General features: G+C 66.5%; 10 protein-coding genes. 5 read left to right on the forward strand and 5 right to left on the reverse strand.

The genetic code is table 11. From position 1 onward, the window contains the following. Positions 1–327: 327 nt before the first annotated feature. Complete coding sequence (asnB, locus tag QP457_RS02800; protein WP_205405358.1) at positions 328–2229, forward strand: asparagine synthase (glutamine-hydrolyzing); 1902 nt, start codon at positions 328–330, stop codon at positions 2227–2229. A 567-nt stretch (positions 2230–2796) separates the two neighbouring features. On the opposite strand, the gene queD is transcribed toward asnB, so the two are convergent. Beyond that, positions 2797–3159, reverse strand: a complete 363-nt coding sequence (gene queD, locus QP457_RS02805) for a 6-carboxytetrahydropterin synthase QueD (RefSeq protein WP_025878441.1) — start codon at positions 3157–3159, stop codon at positions 2797–2799. A 195-nt stretch (positions 3160–3354) separates the two neighbouring features. On the opposite strand from queD, the gene QP457_RS02810 reads away from it, so the two are divergent. Then, positions 3355–5994 carry a TonB-dependent receptor gene (locus tag QP457_RS02810; protein ID WP_205405357.1) on the forward strand — a complete coding sequence of 880 codons (2640 nt, stop codon included), beginning with the start codon at positions 3355–3357 and terminating at the stop codon, positions 5992–5994. Positions 5995–6058: 64 nt separating this feature from the next. Then, positions 6059–8653 carry a M14 family zinc carboxypeptidase gene (locus QP457_RS02815; protein WP_205405356.1) on the forward strand — a complete coding sequence of 865 codons (2595 nt, stop codon included), beginning with the start codon at positions 6059–6061 and terminating at the stop codon, positions 8651–8653. Positions 8654–8990: 337 nt separating this feature from the next. Here QP457_RS02815 and QP457_RS02820 read toward each other — a convergent pair whose 3' ends face one another. Next, on the reverse strand, positions 8991–10412 hold the full coding sequence (locus QP457_RS02820) for a DEAD/DEAH box helicase (RefSeq protein WP_205405355.1): 1422 nt from the start codon (positions 10410–10412) through the stop codon (positions 8991–8993). Positions 10413–11340: 928 nt separating this feature from the next. Between QP457_RS02820 and QP457_RS02825 the strand changes: the two genes are divergently transcribed. Both QP457_RS02825 and maiA read left to right on the forward strand, forming a co-directional pair. After that, a complete protein-coding gene (locus tag QP457_RS02825) occupies positions 11341–12330 on the forward strand; it encodes a fumarylacetoacetate hydrolase family protein (protein ID WP_191078366.1) in 990 nt (329 codons plus the stop codon). Between the two features lie 14 nt (positions 12331–12344). Continuing rightward, entirely contained in the window at positions 12345–13013 is a 669-nt protein-coding gene (maiA, locus tag QP457_RS02830; protein WP_205405354.1) for a maleylacetoacetate isomerase, read from the forward strand. A gap of 33 nt (positions 13014–13046) precedes the next feature. On the opposite strand, the gene QP457_RS02835 is transcribed toward maiA, so the two are convergent. The 3 genes from QP457_RS02835 to QP457_RS02845 form a co-directional block, all read right to left on the reverse strand. After that, positions 13047–14519: a UdgX family uracil-DNA binding protein gene (locus QP457_RS02835; RefSeq protein ID WP_205405353.1), complete on the reverse strand. Its 1473-nt coding sequence runs from the start codon at positions 14517–14519 to the stop codon at positions 13047–13049. Then, a complete protein-coding gene (locus tag QP457_RS02840; protein WP_205405352.1) occupies positions 14500–15783 on the reverse strand; it encodes a putative DNA modification/repair radical SAM protein in 1284 nt (427 codons plus the stop codon). Before QP457_RS02840 ends, QP457_RS02835 begins: the two co-directional genes overlap by 20 nt. Before the next feature lie 128 nt (positions 15784–15911). Then, positions 15912–17039, reverse strand: a complete 1128-nt coding sequence (locus QP457_RS02845; protein WP_100554661.1) for a PilT/PilU family type 4a pilus ATPase — start codon at positions 17037–17039, stop codon at positions 15912–15914. Between the last annotated feature and the right edge of the window lie 18 nt (positions 17040–17057).

A 17057-nucleotide genomic window follows, 5' to 3' on the forward strand; every position in this document is an offset into this window, starting at 1 on the left:
GCTTCCGTACCGCCGTGGCACGAGCGCGGCGATGCTATCCCAGCTGTCGGGCCGCCCGGGTCCTGGGGGCGGGCGCCATTCAGCCGGGGTTGCTGGCGCACGGGCCGGGCCTCAGGCCGGGCAATGACTTGGCTGCAGGGTAGCAATCCGGTTGTTACAAAACGTTACGCAAGGCGCGCCTGCGGTGACGGTCGCTGACAGCGCTACGACTGACGTGGCGCGCGGCGGGGCCGAGCATTGCAGCTCTCCCCATCCGCGTGCCGCCCTCATGCCGTCCGCCTCCTGCCCCGTGCGTTCCCTTGATTGCCATTGCCATGGAGGCCAGCGATGAGCGGCGTGGTCGGGGCCTGGCTGCCGCCGGCCGACGACGAGCAGCTGCTGCAGCAGCTCGCGCCGATGCTGCGGGCGCTGCAGCAGCGCGGCCGCGGTCGCATCGGTTACTGGACCGATGCCGAAGCAGGACTGGCCCTTGGTCATTGCCGCGCGCCGACCGACATGCCGTTGCAGCCGCTCAGTTCCAGCTGTGGGCGTTACGTGCTGTGCCTGGATGGGCGCATCTACAACAGGGCGGCGCTGCAGTCGCAGCTGCGCGATCTGCCGCGCAGCTGCACCGATGCACGCCTGCTGCTGCAGGCCATCGTCGAGTGGGGCGTGCAGCGTGCGCTGTCGCGCATCGAAGGGGCGTTTGCGTTCAGCGTCTGGGACCGCCATGCGCATGAACTCTGGCTGGCGCGCGACCCGGTCGGCGAACGGCCGCTGTATTACGGGTGGTACCAGGGCCAGTTCCTGTTCGCTTCGGAGTTGAAGGCGCTGCAGGCCTTCGCCGGGTTCGCTCCCAGCATCGACCAGGATGCATTGAGCCTGCTGCTGCGGCATGACTATGTGCCCGCGCCGCATACCATCTATCGCGGCATCCACAAGCTGGTGGCCGGGGCGATGCTGCGCGTGGACCTCAAAGACCATGCCGCCGGCGGATCAACGCAGGCGACGCAGGGAGGCCATCGCTACTGGTGCGCGCGCGATGCGATGCAATCCGCGCTGCAGGAGCCGTTGCAGCCGGCGCCGAGCCTGGAGCAGGCCACCGACCAGCTGGAGGTGGTGCTGCAGCAGGCGATCGCCGCGCGCATGCATTCACCCGTGGCCTGCGGTGCGTTCCTGTCCGGCGGTACCGATTCGTCGCTGGTGGTGGCGATGATGCAGGCGCAATCGGCGTTGCCGGTCGAAGCATGGACGGTGGGTTTCGATGACCCCGGTCACGACGAGAGCGACTGGGCCTCGCAGGTCGCCCGCCATCTGGGCGTGCATCACCACCTGCACAGGATGGACAGCCGGCAGGGTCTGGATCTGCTGCAGCGCTTGCCGCAGGTCTGGTGCGAACCGTTTGCCGATGCCTCGCAGCTGCCCACCTTGCTGGCCAGCGAGCTGCTCGGCGCGCGCAAGCCGGTGGCGCTGACCGGCGACGGCGGCGATGAACTGTTCTTCGGCCACCCCAGCTACGGCCGCGCGTTGCGCAATGCGCGCCTGTGCGGTGGCCTGCCGGACTGGGTGCGTGATCTCGCGCGGCGTGGCAGCAGCCGCTTGAACGTGGAGCGGGGGCGGCTTGGCGGCTGGCGGGCACTAGTGGCCGAAGTGGCGGCCAACGATGTGGAGGGGCATTACCTGCAGCGTGTCACCCGCTGGCGGCAGCCGACCCAGGTGGTATTGGGCGCACGCGAGCCGGCGACGATCTTCCAGCAGCAGGACACCGCACTGCCGGCAGAAGCACGCATCCAGCTGCTTGATTTCCGCATGGATCTGGCCGAAGGCATCCTTGCCAAGGTCGACCGTGCCGGCATGGCGGCCGGCGTGGAAACGCGCTCGCCGTTGCTGGACATGGAGGTGGTGCGCCTGGCCTGGCGCCTGCCGCAGCACCTGAAATATCACGACGGTGAGCACAAGCGGATCCTCAAGCATCTGCTGTCGCGCTATCTGCCTGCACCGCTGGTCTATCGTCCCAAGCGCGGTTTCGGCCCGCCGATGGCGCGCTGGCTGGCTGGCCCACTGCGTGACTGGGCGGAAGCGCTGCTCGATCCGCAACTGCTGCGCAACCAGGGCTGCTTCGATGCGGTGCGCGTGCGCGCGATCTGGGAGGCGTTCCTGCGCGGCGAGCGTAAATGGCATACGCACCTGTGGAACGTGTTGATGTTCCAGGCGTGGTACCAGCACTGGCACGGCAACCGCGGGCGCTGAGTATTCCTTGCGCGACGAACTCATTCTGCGCGGCGCAGGGCGGAGGCCCTTGCGTGCGAATGTCCTCCGGCGCCGGCCTGTGGCCGTCACCTCCCCCTTTACTTCGCACGCAAGGGCCTCCGCCCTGCGTGGGGAGATCTTCGGTGGCCTCAGGAAAGCAGCGATCTGCGCGCCTGCTGCCGCAAGCCGAGCCTCGTGGTGGCCGGTAAGGGTTTGGACAAAGTAAAGGAGGAGGGGGCGGCCGCAGGCCGGCGCCGGGGGACATTTGTCCAAACCCTTACCGGCCACGGCGAGGCCCATCCGGTCGCGGCTGATCCAGGCGAAGAAGGCTGCCTGGCGGAGGCGAAAAAAAAGACCCGGCAGAGGGAGGGATCTGCCGGGTCCGGATTGCATGGGGGGAGGGACCCATGCAATGAGCGTGGGCGTCGCGCCAGTGGCTGTTGCCAGTCGCATCCGCCGTGCATTTGCGTTGATGCAATGCAGCATACGCCGATCATGTGGCAATGCAACAAAAAATACGAAGGCGCCGTTTCCGGCGCCTGGATTCCTTTCAGATCAATGGGTTGATCAGGCGGCAGGGCCGCGGTAGCGGCAGCCCGAGGTGCAGGTTTCGTGCACCGTGATCTCGCTCAATGCCGGCAGGGTGGGCTTGAGCTCGTTCCAGATCCACACCGCCAGATTCTCGCTGGTCGGGTTCTCCAGGCCGGGGATGTCATTGAGGTAGTGGTGGTCCAGGCGGTCGTAGATCGGCTGGAAAGCCGCCTTCACATCGCCGAAATCCATGATCCAGCCGGTCTGCGCACCCGGCTCGCCCTCCACCTTCAGTTCCACCCGGAAGGAGTGGCCGTGCAGGCGCGCGCATTTGTGCCCCGGCGGCACGTTGGGGAGGCGGTGCGCCGCCTCGAGCATGAAGACTTTGAAGATTTCCATGTCGCGATTGTACGCCGCAGCCGCCCGATCAGCCCGGTCCCGCGTTGTCCTTCCGTGAAGAAATTCTTTCCATCCGGATGAAGAGATGATAGTTTCTCTTATATCCGTATGAAGAGATGTTATTGGCCGCAGCCCGGCCAAGCATGGATTACTGCGGAACTTACCTCGTCCTTCCACTACCTCCCCCACATCGTCATGCCCCAGCACACCCTGCTCGTGGCGGCCCTGGCCGTCGCTCTGGCCGCGCCTTTGTCTGCCGCCGCCGAAACCACCGCCGACGCCAGCGGCGACGCCAGTACCCTGGCTGCCGTGCGCGTCACCGGTTCCAACATCAAGCGCGCCGATACCGAAGCCTCCAACCCCGTGCAGGTGATCGGCCGCCAGCAGCTGGAACAGACCGGCAAGGCCACCGTGGCCGATGTGCTGCGCTCGATCTCGGCCAACACCGGCAACGCCAGCAACGAGACCACCAACAACGGTTGGGCATCGGGCTCGGCCGGCATCGGTCTGCGCGGCCTCTCGCAGAAGAACACGCTGGTGCTGCTCAACGGCCGGCGCCTGGCCAACTACGGCTTCCCGGCCGGCGGCCTGTCGGACACCTTCGTCGATCTCAACGCGCTGCCGCTGGTGGCTGTCGAACGCATCGAAGTGCTCAAGGACGGTGCATCCGCGGTGTACGGCAGCGATGCGGTGGCCGGCGTGGTCAACATCATCACCCGGCAGAACTTCGAAGGCGCCGAGATCGGCGGCAGCTTTGGTGGCGCCGACCAGGGCGGCCTGCACGAGCAGAACCTGAAGTTCGTCGGTGGTCTGGGCGACATCGACAAGGATGGCTACAACATCCTCTTCAGCCTGCAGGCCTACAACCGCGAGCGACTGGACCAGGACGAGCGCAACCTGACCAAGAGCGGCATCTACAGCGACCAGCCCGGGGGCCGCTGGAACGGCTGGTCGGCCAAGGGCGCACGCTATCTGGTCAATGGCACCTCCGTGCCGATGCTCGATGCCAACGGCAACTGCCCCACCGGCACCACCCGCGTGGCCAGCGCGCCGATCGACGGTCTGGCCGGTGACACCTGCGGCTTCAACCAGGCGCCGTACACCACCCTGATCCCTTCGACCAAGCGCTACCAGGCCTACGCCAACGGCACCTTCCGCCTCGGCGACAACGTCGAAGCGTTCGGCGAAGTGCTGTACAGCCAGATCAAGAGTGCTGCCTGGTTCGGCAGCAGCCCGTTCTTCACCCTGGAAAGCGGTCGCTTCGCACTGAACGCGCAGACCGGCCTGGCCGAGCCGGTGTCGTCCAACCTGCCGGCCGGCAATCCGTACAACCCGTACGGCCGCGCGATTCCGATCGAATACACCTTCTTCGACCTCGGCGGCACCATCAAGACCAACCGCTCCACCGCCTATCGCGGTGTGTTCGGGCTGCGTGGCAACACCGAGAAGTGGGACTGGGAAGTGGCCGCGTTCGGCGCGCGCAGCAGCGAGCGCGAAACCGTCTCCGGCGGCTTCGCCAACCGCTGGGCGCTGGCCAATGCGCTGGCGACCGGCAGCTACAACCTGCTGAATCCGGCGGCGACGCCGCAGTCGGTGCGCGACTCGATCAACATCGCCACCCTGCGTCCGGCCGAATCCAAGCTGCAGGGCATCGACGCGAAGATCTCGGGCAGTCTCGGCCACACCTGGGCCGGCGACATCGGTTTCGCCGCCGGTGCCGAATGGCGCCGCGAGAAGCTCGATTCGAACAACCCGTGGCAGATCGATGCCGGCCTGCAGGTACGCCCGGCGATTGCTGAAGTGCACGGCGAGCGCAAGGTCAGCGCCGCCTATGCCGAGGTCAATGTGCCGCTGGCATCGACCCTGGAGCTGTCCGCCGCCGCCCGCGCCGATCATTACGATGATTTCGGCGACGCGTTCTCGCCCAAGCTCGGCCTGCGCTGGCAGCCGCTGGATTTCCTGCTGGTGCGAGCCTCGGCGTCGAAGGGCTTCCGTGCGCCGTCGCTGTCGGAGAACTCCAACAGCACCAGCATCGCCTACGGCAGCGTGGTCGACCCGCGTGATCCGGACGTGCCGGGCTCGCGGCAGAACCCGACCTTCTTCACCGTCGGCAACAACGACCTGAAGCCGGAGCGCACCAAGAGCGTGAACTTCGGCGTGGTGCTGTCACCGTGGGCGAACACCAACCTGAGCATCGACTACTACCGCATCCAGCTGGACAACCTGGTCGGTACCAACAACACCCAGACCCTGGTCAACGACAACGTCGCCGGTGCCGTGCAGCGCGATGAGCGTGGCAAGCTGCAGGCGGTCTACAACCGCTACCAGAACCTGAGCGAGCTGAAGACTTCGGGCATCGACGTCGAGCTGCGCCAGCGCATCCCGACCACCGCCTTCGGTGACTTCACCGTGACCTCGGCCTACACCCACGTGCGCGACTACCGGCGCCCGACCGTGGTCGGTGGCCCGTTGGTGGACTATGCCGGCAGCAACCTTGGCGCCACCCTGCCGAAGAACAAGGCCACCACCACCCTGGACTGGAAGTACAGCGACTACACCGCTGCGGTGACCTGGTACTACACCAGTGGCTACGACCAGAAGGCCAGCACCGCCGCCGCCGCGGTGCAGAGCCGCGTCGATGCCTACAACCAGTTCGATCTGTACCTGGGCTACACCGGCATCGAGAACCTGACCGTGTATGCCAAGGTGCAGAACCTCGGTGACAAGACGCCGCCGTACGACGCTTCGTTCCCGGGCATCCGTGCGCCGTACGACTTCAGCCAGTACGACCTGCGTGGCCGCTACTTCACGCTGGGCTTCGATTACCGCTTCTGATCCACCCGCCGCGGCCGGCCACCCCGTGTGGCCGGCCGTGTTGCCATGTTTCTGGGGAGTCACCGTGTCCTTCCACCGCCGTGCTGTTTTCCCGCTGTTGCTTGCCGTCGCCACCGCCGTATCGCTGCCGTCTGCGGTGCATGCGCAGAGTGCCTATTTCTTCCCGAAGACCACCGATGCAGCGGCCTTCGATAGCGCCATTCCCACGCCGGAGCAGTTCCTCGGCTATCCGATCGGCAGCCGTTACACCCGCCACGACCAGCTGGTGGCCTACTTCCAGGAGCTGGCCAAGCACTCGGACAGGATCAGCGTGCGCGAGATCGGCCGCAGCTATGAGGGCCGTCCGCTGCTGATCGCCACGGTCACCGCTGCCGGCAACCACGCGCGGCTGGAACAGATCCGCCAGCAGCACGCGACCCTGGTCGATCCGGCACAGCCGCGCAGCGCTGCCGGTGACAGTCCGGTGGTGGTGTGGCTGGGCTACAGCGTGCACGGCAACGAGACCTCCAGCGGCGAAGCGGCGATGCTGACCGCGTACTACCTGGTGGCCAACCGCAGCGCGGAAACGCAGCAGTGGCTGCAGCAGGCGGTGGTGCTGTTCGATCCGGCGCAGAATCCCGATGGCCGCGACCGCGCCGCCAACTGGCACAACGCCTGGGCGTCAGATCCGGCCTCGGCCGATCCGGCCGACAAGGAGCACGTTGAGCCGTTCCCGCAGGGCCGCACCAACCACTACTTCACCGATCTCAATCGCGATTGGCTGGCGCTGACCCAGCAGGATTCGCGACCCAAGGTAGCGCAGTTCCACCAGTGGTACCCGAACGTGCAGATCGACTTCCACGAGATGGGCAAGGACAGCACGTACTACTTCGAGCCATCGCCGAAGAGCATGCACAGTCCATTGATCCCGGCGGCGTCGTACGAGTTCAACAAGACCCTGGCCAAGTACCATGCCCAAGCGCTCGATGCGCTGGGTTCGCTGTACTACACCGGTGAGAACTTCGACAATTTCTCGCCCGTGTACGGCTCTACCTATCCGGACTTCCACGGCGCGGTTGGTGTCACCGTCGAACAGGCCAGCTCGCGCGGTCGCGTGCAGGAATCGGTGAATGGCCTGCTGACGTTCCCGTTCACCATCCGCAACCAGGTGGCCACCGGCTTGGGCACCGTGCGCGGCGCGGTGACCGAGCGCAGCGCCCTGTTCGATCTGCAGAAGCAGTTCTTCCAGAGCGCGCTGAAGCAGGCCGCGCAGCAGCCGGTAAAGAGCTTCGTGTTCGGCGATGCGCATGATCCGGCATTGACCCGGCGCCTGCTGGAACTGCTGTTGCTGCACAGGATTGAAGTGCATGCGCTGGATCGCGCCGTCACCGTGGATGGCCAGCGTTTCGAAGCAGGCAGCGCCTACGTGGTGCCGGTGCAGCAGGCGCAGTTCCGGCTGGTCCATTCGATCTTCGCCGAGACCCCGCCGATCAAGGGCGACGTGTTCTACGGCAGCACCAGCTATGCGATCGCCCCGGCCTACGGCGTGGCCTCTGCCGGCAGCCGCAGCCGCATCGACGGCGGCGCCCGCGTGCTCGAGGTTCCCGCGGTACAGGGCGGAGTGATCGGTGGTGAAGCGGGCTTCGCCTACGTCATTGACTGGCGCGACTACAGCGCGGGCCGCGCACTGGCCAGCCTGCAGGCCAAGGGCTTGTCCACGCGTGCCACCTTCCAGCCGTTCACCGCCAGCACCGCGCAGGGCGACGTAGCCTTTGCCGGTGGCAGCATCGTGGTACCGGTGGCCGGGCAGCCACTGCAGGGCGCGGCGCTGCAGGAAGCGGTCGCCGCTGCAGCGCGGGCAGCCGGCGTGCAGGTGCATGCGCTGTCCAGTGGCCGCAGCCGCGATGGCATCGACCTTGGCAGTGATGGCGTCAAGGCACTACGCAAGCCAGCCGTGGCGCTGGTGATGGGCGAGGGCGTGGCCGCCACCGAAATCGGTTCGGCCTGGTTCCTGCTCGACCAGCAGCTGCGCCTGCCGGCCAGCAAACTGGACCCGCAGCAGCTGGGCAAGGTGTCGCTGGACCGCTACACCACGATCGTGCTCTCCGGCGGCACCTACACGGGCATCGACGCAACCGCCGTAGCGGCATTGAAGCGCTGGATCCAGGCCGGTGGGTCACTGGTGACCTATGGCAGCGCTTCAAAGTGGGCGATCGAACAGAAGCTCGCCGACGGAGAGAAGCTGGGCAAGGAAGAGGACTCGGGAGACAGCGCGCGCCGCGCCTTCGGCGACCAGCGCGATATCGCCGCGATCGAGCGTGTCAGCGGCAACATCCTCAGCGCCGACGTCGATCCCAGCCATCCTTTGGCGTTCGGCGTGCCGCGCCGGCAACTGGCGATCAACAAGGAGAACACGGTCATCCTGCAGCCGAGCACGAACGGGTTTTCCACGGTGGTACGGATCGACGACACGCCACGGGTGAACGGGTATCTGTCCGAGCGCAACCGCAGTCGCGTGGCGGGGAGTGCGTGGCTGCTGGTGTCGGCGCAGGGGCAGGGCAACGTGATCCTGTTTGCGGATGATCCGGCGCATCGCAAGTACTGGCATGGCACCGACCGGTTGCTGATCAATGCGATCTTCTTCGGGAATCTGGTGAATCCGAGTAAAGCGCGGGGTTGAAGCGTTCGGCGCCTTGATTGATACGTGGGCGGGGAGGCCGGGCGGGCTGCGCAGGACACGCTGTAAATACGTCCATGTAAGCTCGATGGCGCCTTGCTCGTGTGCGCTGTCCTGCGCACACGGCAAGACCGGGGTTGTGCGTCCTGCCCAACCCGCCCGAGGCATGCCTCGGGCCCATGGCGCCAACGGTCCTGCGCAGCCCATCCGCCCTCGACGCAGCCCACCGCCAGCTCTCAAACCACCCGGCAGCCAGCAACAAAAAAGGGACGACGCGTTAGCGTCGTCCCCTGATAAGCAGCCCCCGCGCAGCGGGAGACGCCATCCCTGTCAGCTGGGATCAGCTGGCGCGACCGCCGCCGCTACCCTGGCCGCGGCCACGACCGCCACCCGTATTGGCACCGCCACCGCGACGCTGGCCCTGACCGGCACCTGCGCCCGCGCGCTGCTGGCCGTTGCCAGCGCCCTCGCGACGGCCACCGCCGGCCTTCTTCGGGCCTGCATGTGCATGACGCGGCGCATCGCCGTGCGGACGGCGGGCGTGGGTCTTGCGCGGCACGCGCTCGCCGGTATCGGCCTCGGCCTTGCCCGGTGCACTGTTGCCCCAGCGGATCGGCGTCTGCAGCTCGAAGCCCGGCACATCGCGGATGTCCATGTCGCGGCCGAGCAGGCGCACGATCGCACGCAGCAGCTTCACTTCATCCTGCGCCACCAGCGAAATCGCTTCACCGGTAGCACCGTTGCGGCCGGTACGGCCAATGCGGTGCACGTAGTCTTCGGCCACCATCGGCAGATCGAAGTTGATCACCTTCGGCAGCTCGTTGATGTCGATACCGCGCGCGGCGATGTCGGTGGCCACCAGTACGGTGACACGGCCGGCCTTGAAGTCACCCAGCGCACGCAGGCGCTGGCCCTGGCTCTTGTTGCCGTGGATCGCCGCGGTCTTGATGCCGGACTTTTCCAGGAACGCGGCCAGCTTGTCGCTGCCGTGCTTGGTGCGGGCAAACACCAGGGTCTGCTCGCGGCTGTCCTGCGCCAACAGGTGCAGCAGCAGGTCGCGCTTGCGGCTGCCATCGACCGGATGCACCTTGTGGGTGATGGTCTCGGCCACGGTGTTCTTCGGCGTCACCTGGATCTGTTCCGGGTTGCGCATGAACTCCAGTGCCAACTGGCGGATGTTGTCCTCGAAGGTGGCCGAGAACAGCAGGGTCTGGCGGTTCTGCTTGGGCAGCTTGGCCAGGATGCGCTTGATCGAGGGCAGGAAGCCCATGTCCAGCATGCGGTCGGCTTCGTCCAGCACCAGCAGTTCAATGCCGGACAGGTCGATGCTGCGGCGCTCCAGGTGGTCGATCAGGCGGCCCGGGCAGGCCACCAGCAGGTCCACGCCGCGACGCAGGATGTCGAGCTGGTTGCCCATGCCGACGCCGCCGTAGATGCAGGCGCTGGGAATGCGCAGGTACTTGCTGTAACCGCGCAGGCTGTCATGCACCTGAGTGGCCAGTTCGCGGGTCGGTGCCAGGATCAGCGCGCGCGGCTTGCGCGGGCCGGTACGCACTTCCTGCGAAGCGGTGCCCAGATGCTGCAGCAGCGGCAGGCCGAACGCGGCGGTCTTGCCGGTGCCGGTCTGTGCGCCGGCCAGCAGGTCGCGACCGGCCAGCACCAGCGGGATCGCCTGCTGCTGGATCGGGGTCGGGGTTTCGTAGCCCTGCTCGGCGAGCGCACGCAGCAGGAAGGGCGCAAGGCCCAGGGATTCAAAAGACATCGAGATTGCTCCAAGTACAGTTAACGCCTGTCCGAACGGACAGACGGGGGCAGATCAAACTGATCGGCTGACTCGGAGCGTTCCCGTGAACCGCGCTGCGAGAATTGGGTGCAGCCAACGCGAAGCGCAGGCTGGAATGCGTGACGAACGGCGTCGGAGTGGGGGCGGGCGATGGGGCGGACCCCTGTCGCCGGCGATCCCGGAGGGAAACGGACGGCCGCTGCAGACCCGCATAGTCTAGCGGAAGGATGAGACCTGACGCAAAACAGGCTGTTCAGGTTGGGGTTTCCGGCAGGGCTGCGCCCTGCACCCGCCGAGGCCAAGGCAACGGCAACGTCAACAGCGGGCATTCCGTGGGATGGCGGGGTGGGTCCGGTTGCGGGGGACGCCGCAAGTACGTCCCTGTAGGCTTGGCCGCGGCATCCATGCCGCGGACACCCCCGCAACCGGACCCACCCCGCCTTCGACAGATTTCCGCGATCTGTCGGAATTGCATGGCCTGCTCCTGGTAGGTGTCGACCTTGGTCGACACGGTGATCCACGCCATGCGTGGATCTACGTTCAATTGTCGAAATATTCGATTTCGATGGAGATTCATCCACGCATGGCGTGGATCTACCAGACACCGGAAAACTGTCAGAGGCGGGGTGGTGTCGGATTGCGGGGTGTCCGCGGCATGGATGCCGCGGCCAAGCCCCCAGGGATGGGTTTACGGCGTCCCCGCAATCCGATACCGCCCCGCCATCCCACGGAATGCCGCTTTGGATGTTGCTCCGGCTGTGGCTTGAAAGCATCTGCAGGTGCAGGGCGCAGCCCTGCCTGACACCCCCCACTACGGTAGGGTGGCCCGATGCCGCGCTGCAGCTTGGCGCCGCCGCATATTTTATTACACTTGAAACTTGTTTGCCCACGACTCCGGACACCCACCATGAAGCTTGGTTCCTTGAAGGAAGGCGGCCGCGACGGCACCCTGATCGTCGTCTCGCGTGATCTGCGCCACGGCGTGCGCGCCACCGGCATCGCCGCCACCCTGCAGTTGGCCCTGGAGGACTGGAGCCATCTGGCTCCGCGCCTGAACGCCCTGTATGACTCGCTCAATGCCGGTGACGCCGATGGCGTGTTCGACCTGGACCCGCAGGCCCTGGCCGCGCCGATGCCGCGCGCCTATGAATTCGTTGATGGCAGCGCCTACCTGCCGCACGTCGAGCGGGTCCGTCGCGCCCGCGGCGCCGAGGTGCCGGAGAGCTTCTACAGCGATCCACTGATGTACCAGGCCACCAGCGCCGGCTTCTACGGCCCGCGCGACGCGGTCAAGGTGGTCAGCGAGGACTACGGCATCGACCTGGAAGCAGAGATCGTGGTGATCACCGACGATGTGCCGATGGCGGCCACCCCTGAGCAGGCCGCCGGCCACATCCAGCTGGTCGGTCTGGTCAACGACGTCTCGCTGCGCAACCTGATCCCGGGCGAGCTGGCCAAGGGCTTCGGCTTCCTGCAGTCCAAGCCGCGCTCGGCGTTGTCGCCGGTGTTCGTCACCCCCGATGAGCTGGGCGCTGCCTGGCAGGACAGCAAGGTGCACCTGCCGCTGCTGACCCACATCAACGATAAGTGGTTCGGCGCGCCGGAAGCCGGTGTCGACATGCAGTTCAACTTCGCCCAGCTGGTTGCACACGCGGCGAAGACGCGCCCGCTCAGTGCCGGCACCATCGTCGGCTCGGGCACCATCGCCAACGAAGACACCAGCAAGGGCGCGTCCTGCTTCGCCGAACAGCGCGTGGTGGAAACCCTGCGCGACGGCAAGCCGAGCACGCCGTTCATGTCCTTCGGCGACGTGGTCCGCATCGAAATGCTCGATGCCGCCGGCAACAGCATCTTCGGTGCGATCGAGCAGCGCATCGAACAGGCGGCCAAGCCCTGAGCATGGAGGCGGCGATGGAGATTCCGGTCGACGACGGCATCGTGCTGTACACCTACTGGCGATCCAGCGCCGCCTACCGCGTGCGCATCGGCCTGGCATTGAAAGGCCTGGCCTTCGAATCACGACCGGTGCACCTGGTGCGCGAGGGCGGTGAGCAGCACCAGGACGCCTACCGCGGGCTCAACCCGCAGCAGCTGGTGCCGACGCTGCTGCACGACGGTCACGTGCTGACCCAGTCACTGGCGATCCTGGATTATCTGGAAGAGCGCTTCCCGCAGGTGCCGCTGCTGCCGGCCGATGCCGCTGGCCGTGCACGGGTGCGGGCGCTGGCGCAACTGGTGGCCTGCGACATCCACCCGATCAACAACCTGCGGGTGATGCAGTACCTCGAGCGCGATCTGCAGTTGCCGGCCGATGCACGCACGCAATGGACGCTGCACTGGATGGCCGAAGGCTTCGCGGCGATGGAGACGATGCTGGCAGCCAGTGGGGAGACAGGCACGTTCTGCCACGGTGACCGCCCGGGCCTGGCTGACATCTGCCTGTTGCCGCAGATGTACAACGCGCATCGGTTTGGTCTGGATCTGGCGCCGTACCCGATCCTCCGCCGGATCGAGACTGCCTGCCAGCAGCTGGACGCATTCACCGGTGCACGCCCGGAAAAGCAGATCGACGCCGCCTGACGTGCCGCTGTGCTCGCCGGGCATGGCCCGGCGCTACCGGTCTCCGGCGCGCGCGGAATCGGCCACCAGCAGCTGCCGCAGGTCATCGCGGAACAGCCTGTAGGCGTCCTCGCGCCGCGCTTCATCCTTCTGCCGCAGCACCCAGGCCGGATGCACCGTGGCGTAACCACGGGTCCCATCGTCCAGCACGTGCCAGCGACCACGGTCGCGCATCAGGTTGAAGCCGCTGCCGAACAACGCGGTCGCTGCGGTGGCACCCAGGCAGACGATCACCTGCGGTTTCACCCGTGCGACCTCGCCCTGCAGCCACGGCCGGCAGGCGTGTACATGACGGCTCTCCGGGCGCTTGTGCAGGCGCACCTTGCCGCGCCGTTCGTGGTGGAAATGCTTCACCGCGTTGGTCAGGTACAGCGTGCTGCGTTCGATGCCCAGTTCCTGCAGCGCGCGGTCCAGCAGCTTGCCGGCCGGGCCCGCGAAGGGGCGGCCACTCAGGTCCTCGACATCGCCGGGCTGTTCGCCCACCAGCATGATGTGTGCATCGGCACGACCTTCGCCGAACACGGTCTGGGTGGACGCCTCCCACAGCGGGCACTGCCGGCAGACGGCTGCTTGCTGGCGCAGTGCCTGCAGGCTGCCATCGTCCGCAGCGGCATCGATGGCACCGTTCGGCCGCGCTGGAATACGTCGTTGCGGGGCCTGCGCCGGCCGATCGTGCATCTCCTGCACGCGGTTGGCCGCATCGCGGACAAGGCCAGGCAACAGCTGTGCTTCGGGAAGGTGCTTCCAGTACCGGGTGGGCATTTCCTGCTGCATCATCCGCGTGTTGAGCCGCGCCGGATTGAAGATGCTGGCGTAATAGGTCTGCCACAGCGTTTCGCGTGCGTCTTCGGCGGGGGCATCCTGGCGGGTGCCGCCATCGCCGAACCATAACGCGCTGCCATCCCACTGCACGCTGCGCGTGGGCGTCAGGATCGCCCAGCGCATGCCGGCGAAACGGCGGGCGAAGAACGGCGCGACGCGATCGACGATGTTGTGATCGGGCTCGAACCAGGCGATGAACGCGTCGGTCTCGCCGGGCACCTCGCGGAAGCGCACGAAGGCCTTCATCTTGTGCGTATCGCGGCGCACCGCCTGCGCCAGCGCCATCAAACGCAGCACATCGGCATCGGCCGGATTGGACAGCACCGTACGTTCGCCGTGGGCGATGCGCCACAGCAGGCGGTACAGCAACGGCAGGCGCTGCGGATCGCGATGGCACAGGCAGGTCGCGGCCAGTTCCACGAAGTCGCGCGGCACGTTCGGTGCGGTGGCACCGTCGGGCAACGGCGCCTGCTGCACCGCTGGCGCATCCAGCAGGGACGATTCTGAATCCACCAGCCAGTCCAGCTGTTCAGGGCGCACGCCGCGCAGCAGCGCCTCCCGTGCCGCGTTGCGCCAGGCGTCCAGTGACCACGGCGGGTCCACCCGCAAAGACCAGCGTTGCATCTCAGGCAGCGGGCGCGGCATCGAACAGCGAGCCCTGGCGCGGCGGTGGGGCCAGCTTCGCGCGTAGCGCCGTCGGATCATCGAGCGCGTTGCGGGGATGGTGGTCGGCCAGCTGCACGAACGGCAGCAGCTTGCTCATCGGTGCCTTCAGCCGGGCCAGGTCGGCGACGCGTAGACGACCGTGGCGGCGTGCCATCAGCACGCGCTTGACGTTGCGCACGCCCAGCCCGGGCACCCGCAGCAGCAGCTCCTTCGGTGCAAGGTTCAGGTCCACCGGGAAGCGCTCCGGATGCCGTATCGCCCAGGCCATCTTCGGATCGATGTCCAGGTCCAGCATGCCGCCCTGGGTGGTGTCGGTGATCTCCTCCACGCCATAGCCGTAGAAACGCAGCAGCCAGTCGGCCTGGTACAGCCGGTGCTCGCGCTGCAGCGGGGGCGGTTGCAGCGGTAGCTGGCGGCTCGCATCGGGAATCGGGCTGAAGGCGGAGTAGTACACCCGGCGCATGCGGTAGTTGCCGTAGAGGCTGTCGGCGCTGGTCAGGATCTGCTGGTCACTGGCACCGTCGGCGCCGACGATCATCTGCGTGCTCTGCCCGGCCGGTGCGAAGCGGGGCGGGCGAGGGCGCGCGCTGCGGCTGGCAACCGGCGCGATCACTGCCGGTGCCTTGCGGGCCTCCTTGGCTTCTTCGATGCGCCAGCGCAGCTCCCCCATCGCGCCGCGGATCGATGTGCTGGTCTTTTCCGGGGCGAGGGTGGCCAGGCCCGCCTCGGTGGGCAGTTCAACGTTGATCGACAGGCGATCGGCGTAACGACCCGCAGCGGCCAGAAGCTCCGGCGATGCCTCGGGGATGGTCTTCAGGTGGATGTAGCCGGCGTACCGATGTTCCTCGCGCAGCCGTCGTGCCACTTCCACCATGCGTTCCATCGTGTAGTCCGCATTGCGGATGATGCCGCTGGAAAGAAACAGGCCTTCGATGTAGTTGCGCTTGTAGAAGTCCAGGGTGAGCGTGACCACTTCGTCCACGCTGAAACGCGCGCGCTGCACGTTGCTGGACACCCGGTTCACGCAGTAAGCGCAGTCGTAGACGCAGAAGTTGGTCAGCAGGATCTTCAGCAACGACACGCAGCGGCCATCGGGCGTGTAGCTGTGGCAGATGCCCATGCCTTCGGTACTGCCGATGCCGCCGGAGGCGCGCGAATCGCGCTTGCCCGCGCCGCTGGAGGCGCAGGACGCATCGTATTTTGCGGCGTCGGCAAGGATGGCCAGCTTGCGTATGGTTTCCATTGAAGAAACCTACGCACGAGGGGTCTCATCGGATGAGACCACCCCTTAACCCTTCAGATTCCGCCGGGCATGGCCCGGCGCTACCGGACGCGTGGTGGTGCGCCGGGCCATGCCCGGCGGGCGCGTCGTCAGAACCCGTGGGTAATGCTCGGCGCGCCGGCCGAGAAGTCCGCATACGGATCATGCTCGCCGCTGCCGCCTTCGGACAGGCGGAATTTCAGCGCCAGGCCATCGCGGGAGTCGGCCGCACGCAGTGCCTCTTCCTGATCGATGGTGCCGTTCTTGGCCAAACGGAACAGGCACTGGTCGAAGCTCTCCATGCCTTCTTCCAGCGACGCCTCCATTGCTGCCTTGATCTCGTGCACCTGGCCGCGACGCAGCAGGTCGCGGATCATCGGCGTGTTGATCAGCACTTCGGTGGCTGGCAGGCGGCGCCCCTCCTTGTTCTTCACCAGACGCTGGCTGACCACCGCACGCAGGTTCAGCGCCAGGTTCATCAGCACGTTCTTGTGCGCGCTTTCCGGGAAGAAGTTGAGGATGCGCTCGATGGTCTGGTCGGCGTTGTTGGAATGCAGGGTGGCCAGGCACAGGTGACCGGTTTCGGCGAAGGCGATTGCCGCCTCCATCGTTTCCGCATCCAGGATCTCGCCGATCAGGATCACGTCGGGTGCTTCACGCATCGCGTTCTTCAGCGCGTCGTGGAAGGTGTGGGTATCGAGCCCGACCTCGCGCTGGTTGACGATCGACATCTTGTGTTTGTGCAGGTACTCGATCGGGTCCTCGATGGTGAGGATGTGACCGGTGGTGGTGCTGTTGCGGTGATCGATCATCGACGCCAGCGAGGTGGACTTGCCGGAGCCGGTGGACCCCACCACCAGCACCAGCCCGCGCGGAGTCATGATGACGTCCTTCAGCACCTGCGGCAGGTTGAGCTCTTCGATGCTCGGAATCCGGCTGCGGATGGCGCGGATGACCATGCCCACTTCACCGCGCTGCTTGAACACGTTGACTCGGAAACGCCCGGCATCGGCCAGGGCGATGGCCATGTTGAGCTCCAGCTCGCGCTCGAACTGGGGCACCTGGCCCTCGTCCATCAGCGAGTAGGCGATCTTCTTCACCATTCCCGGCGGCAGGCCGGTATTGCCGAGCGGATACAGCTTGCCCTCGATCTTGATGTACACCGGCGCGCCGGTGGTCAAGAACATGTCCGAAGCGTTCTTTTCGGTCATCAGCTTCAGGAAGTAGCCGATATCCATTGCGAATTTTCCCCAACG

It is taken from the genome of Stenotrophomonas sp. As-7, from assembly GCF_030291015.1.
Classification (GTDB): domain Bacteria; phylum Pseudomonadota; class Gammaproteobacteria; order Xanthomonadales; family Xanthomonadaceae; genus Stenotrophomonas; species Stenotrophomonas lactitubi.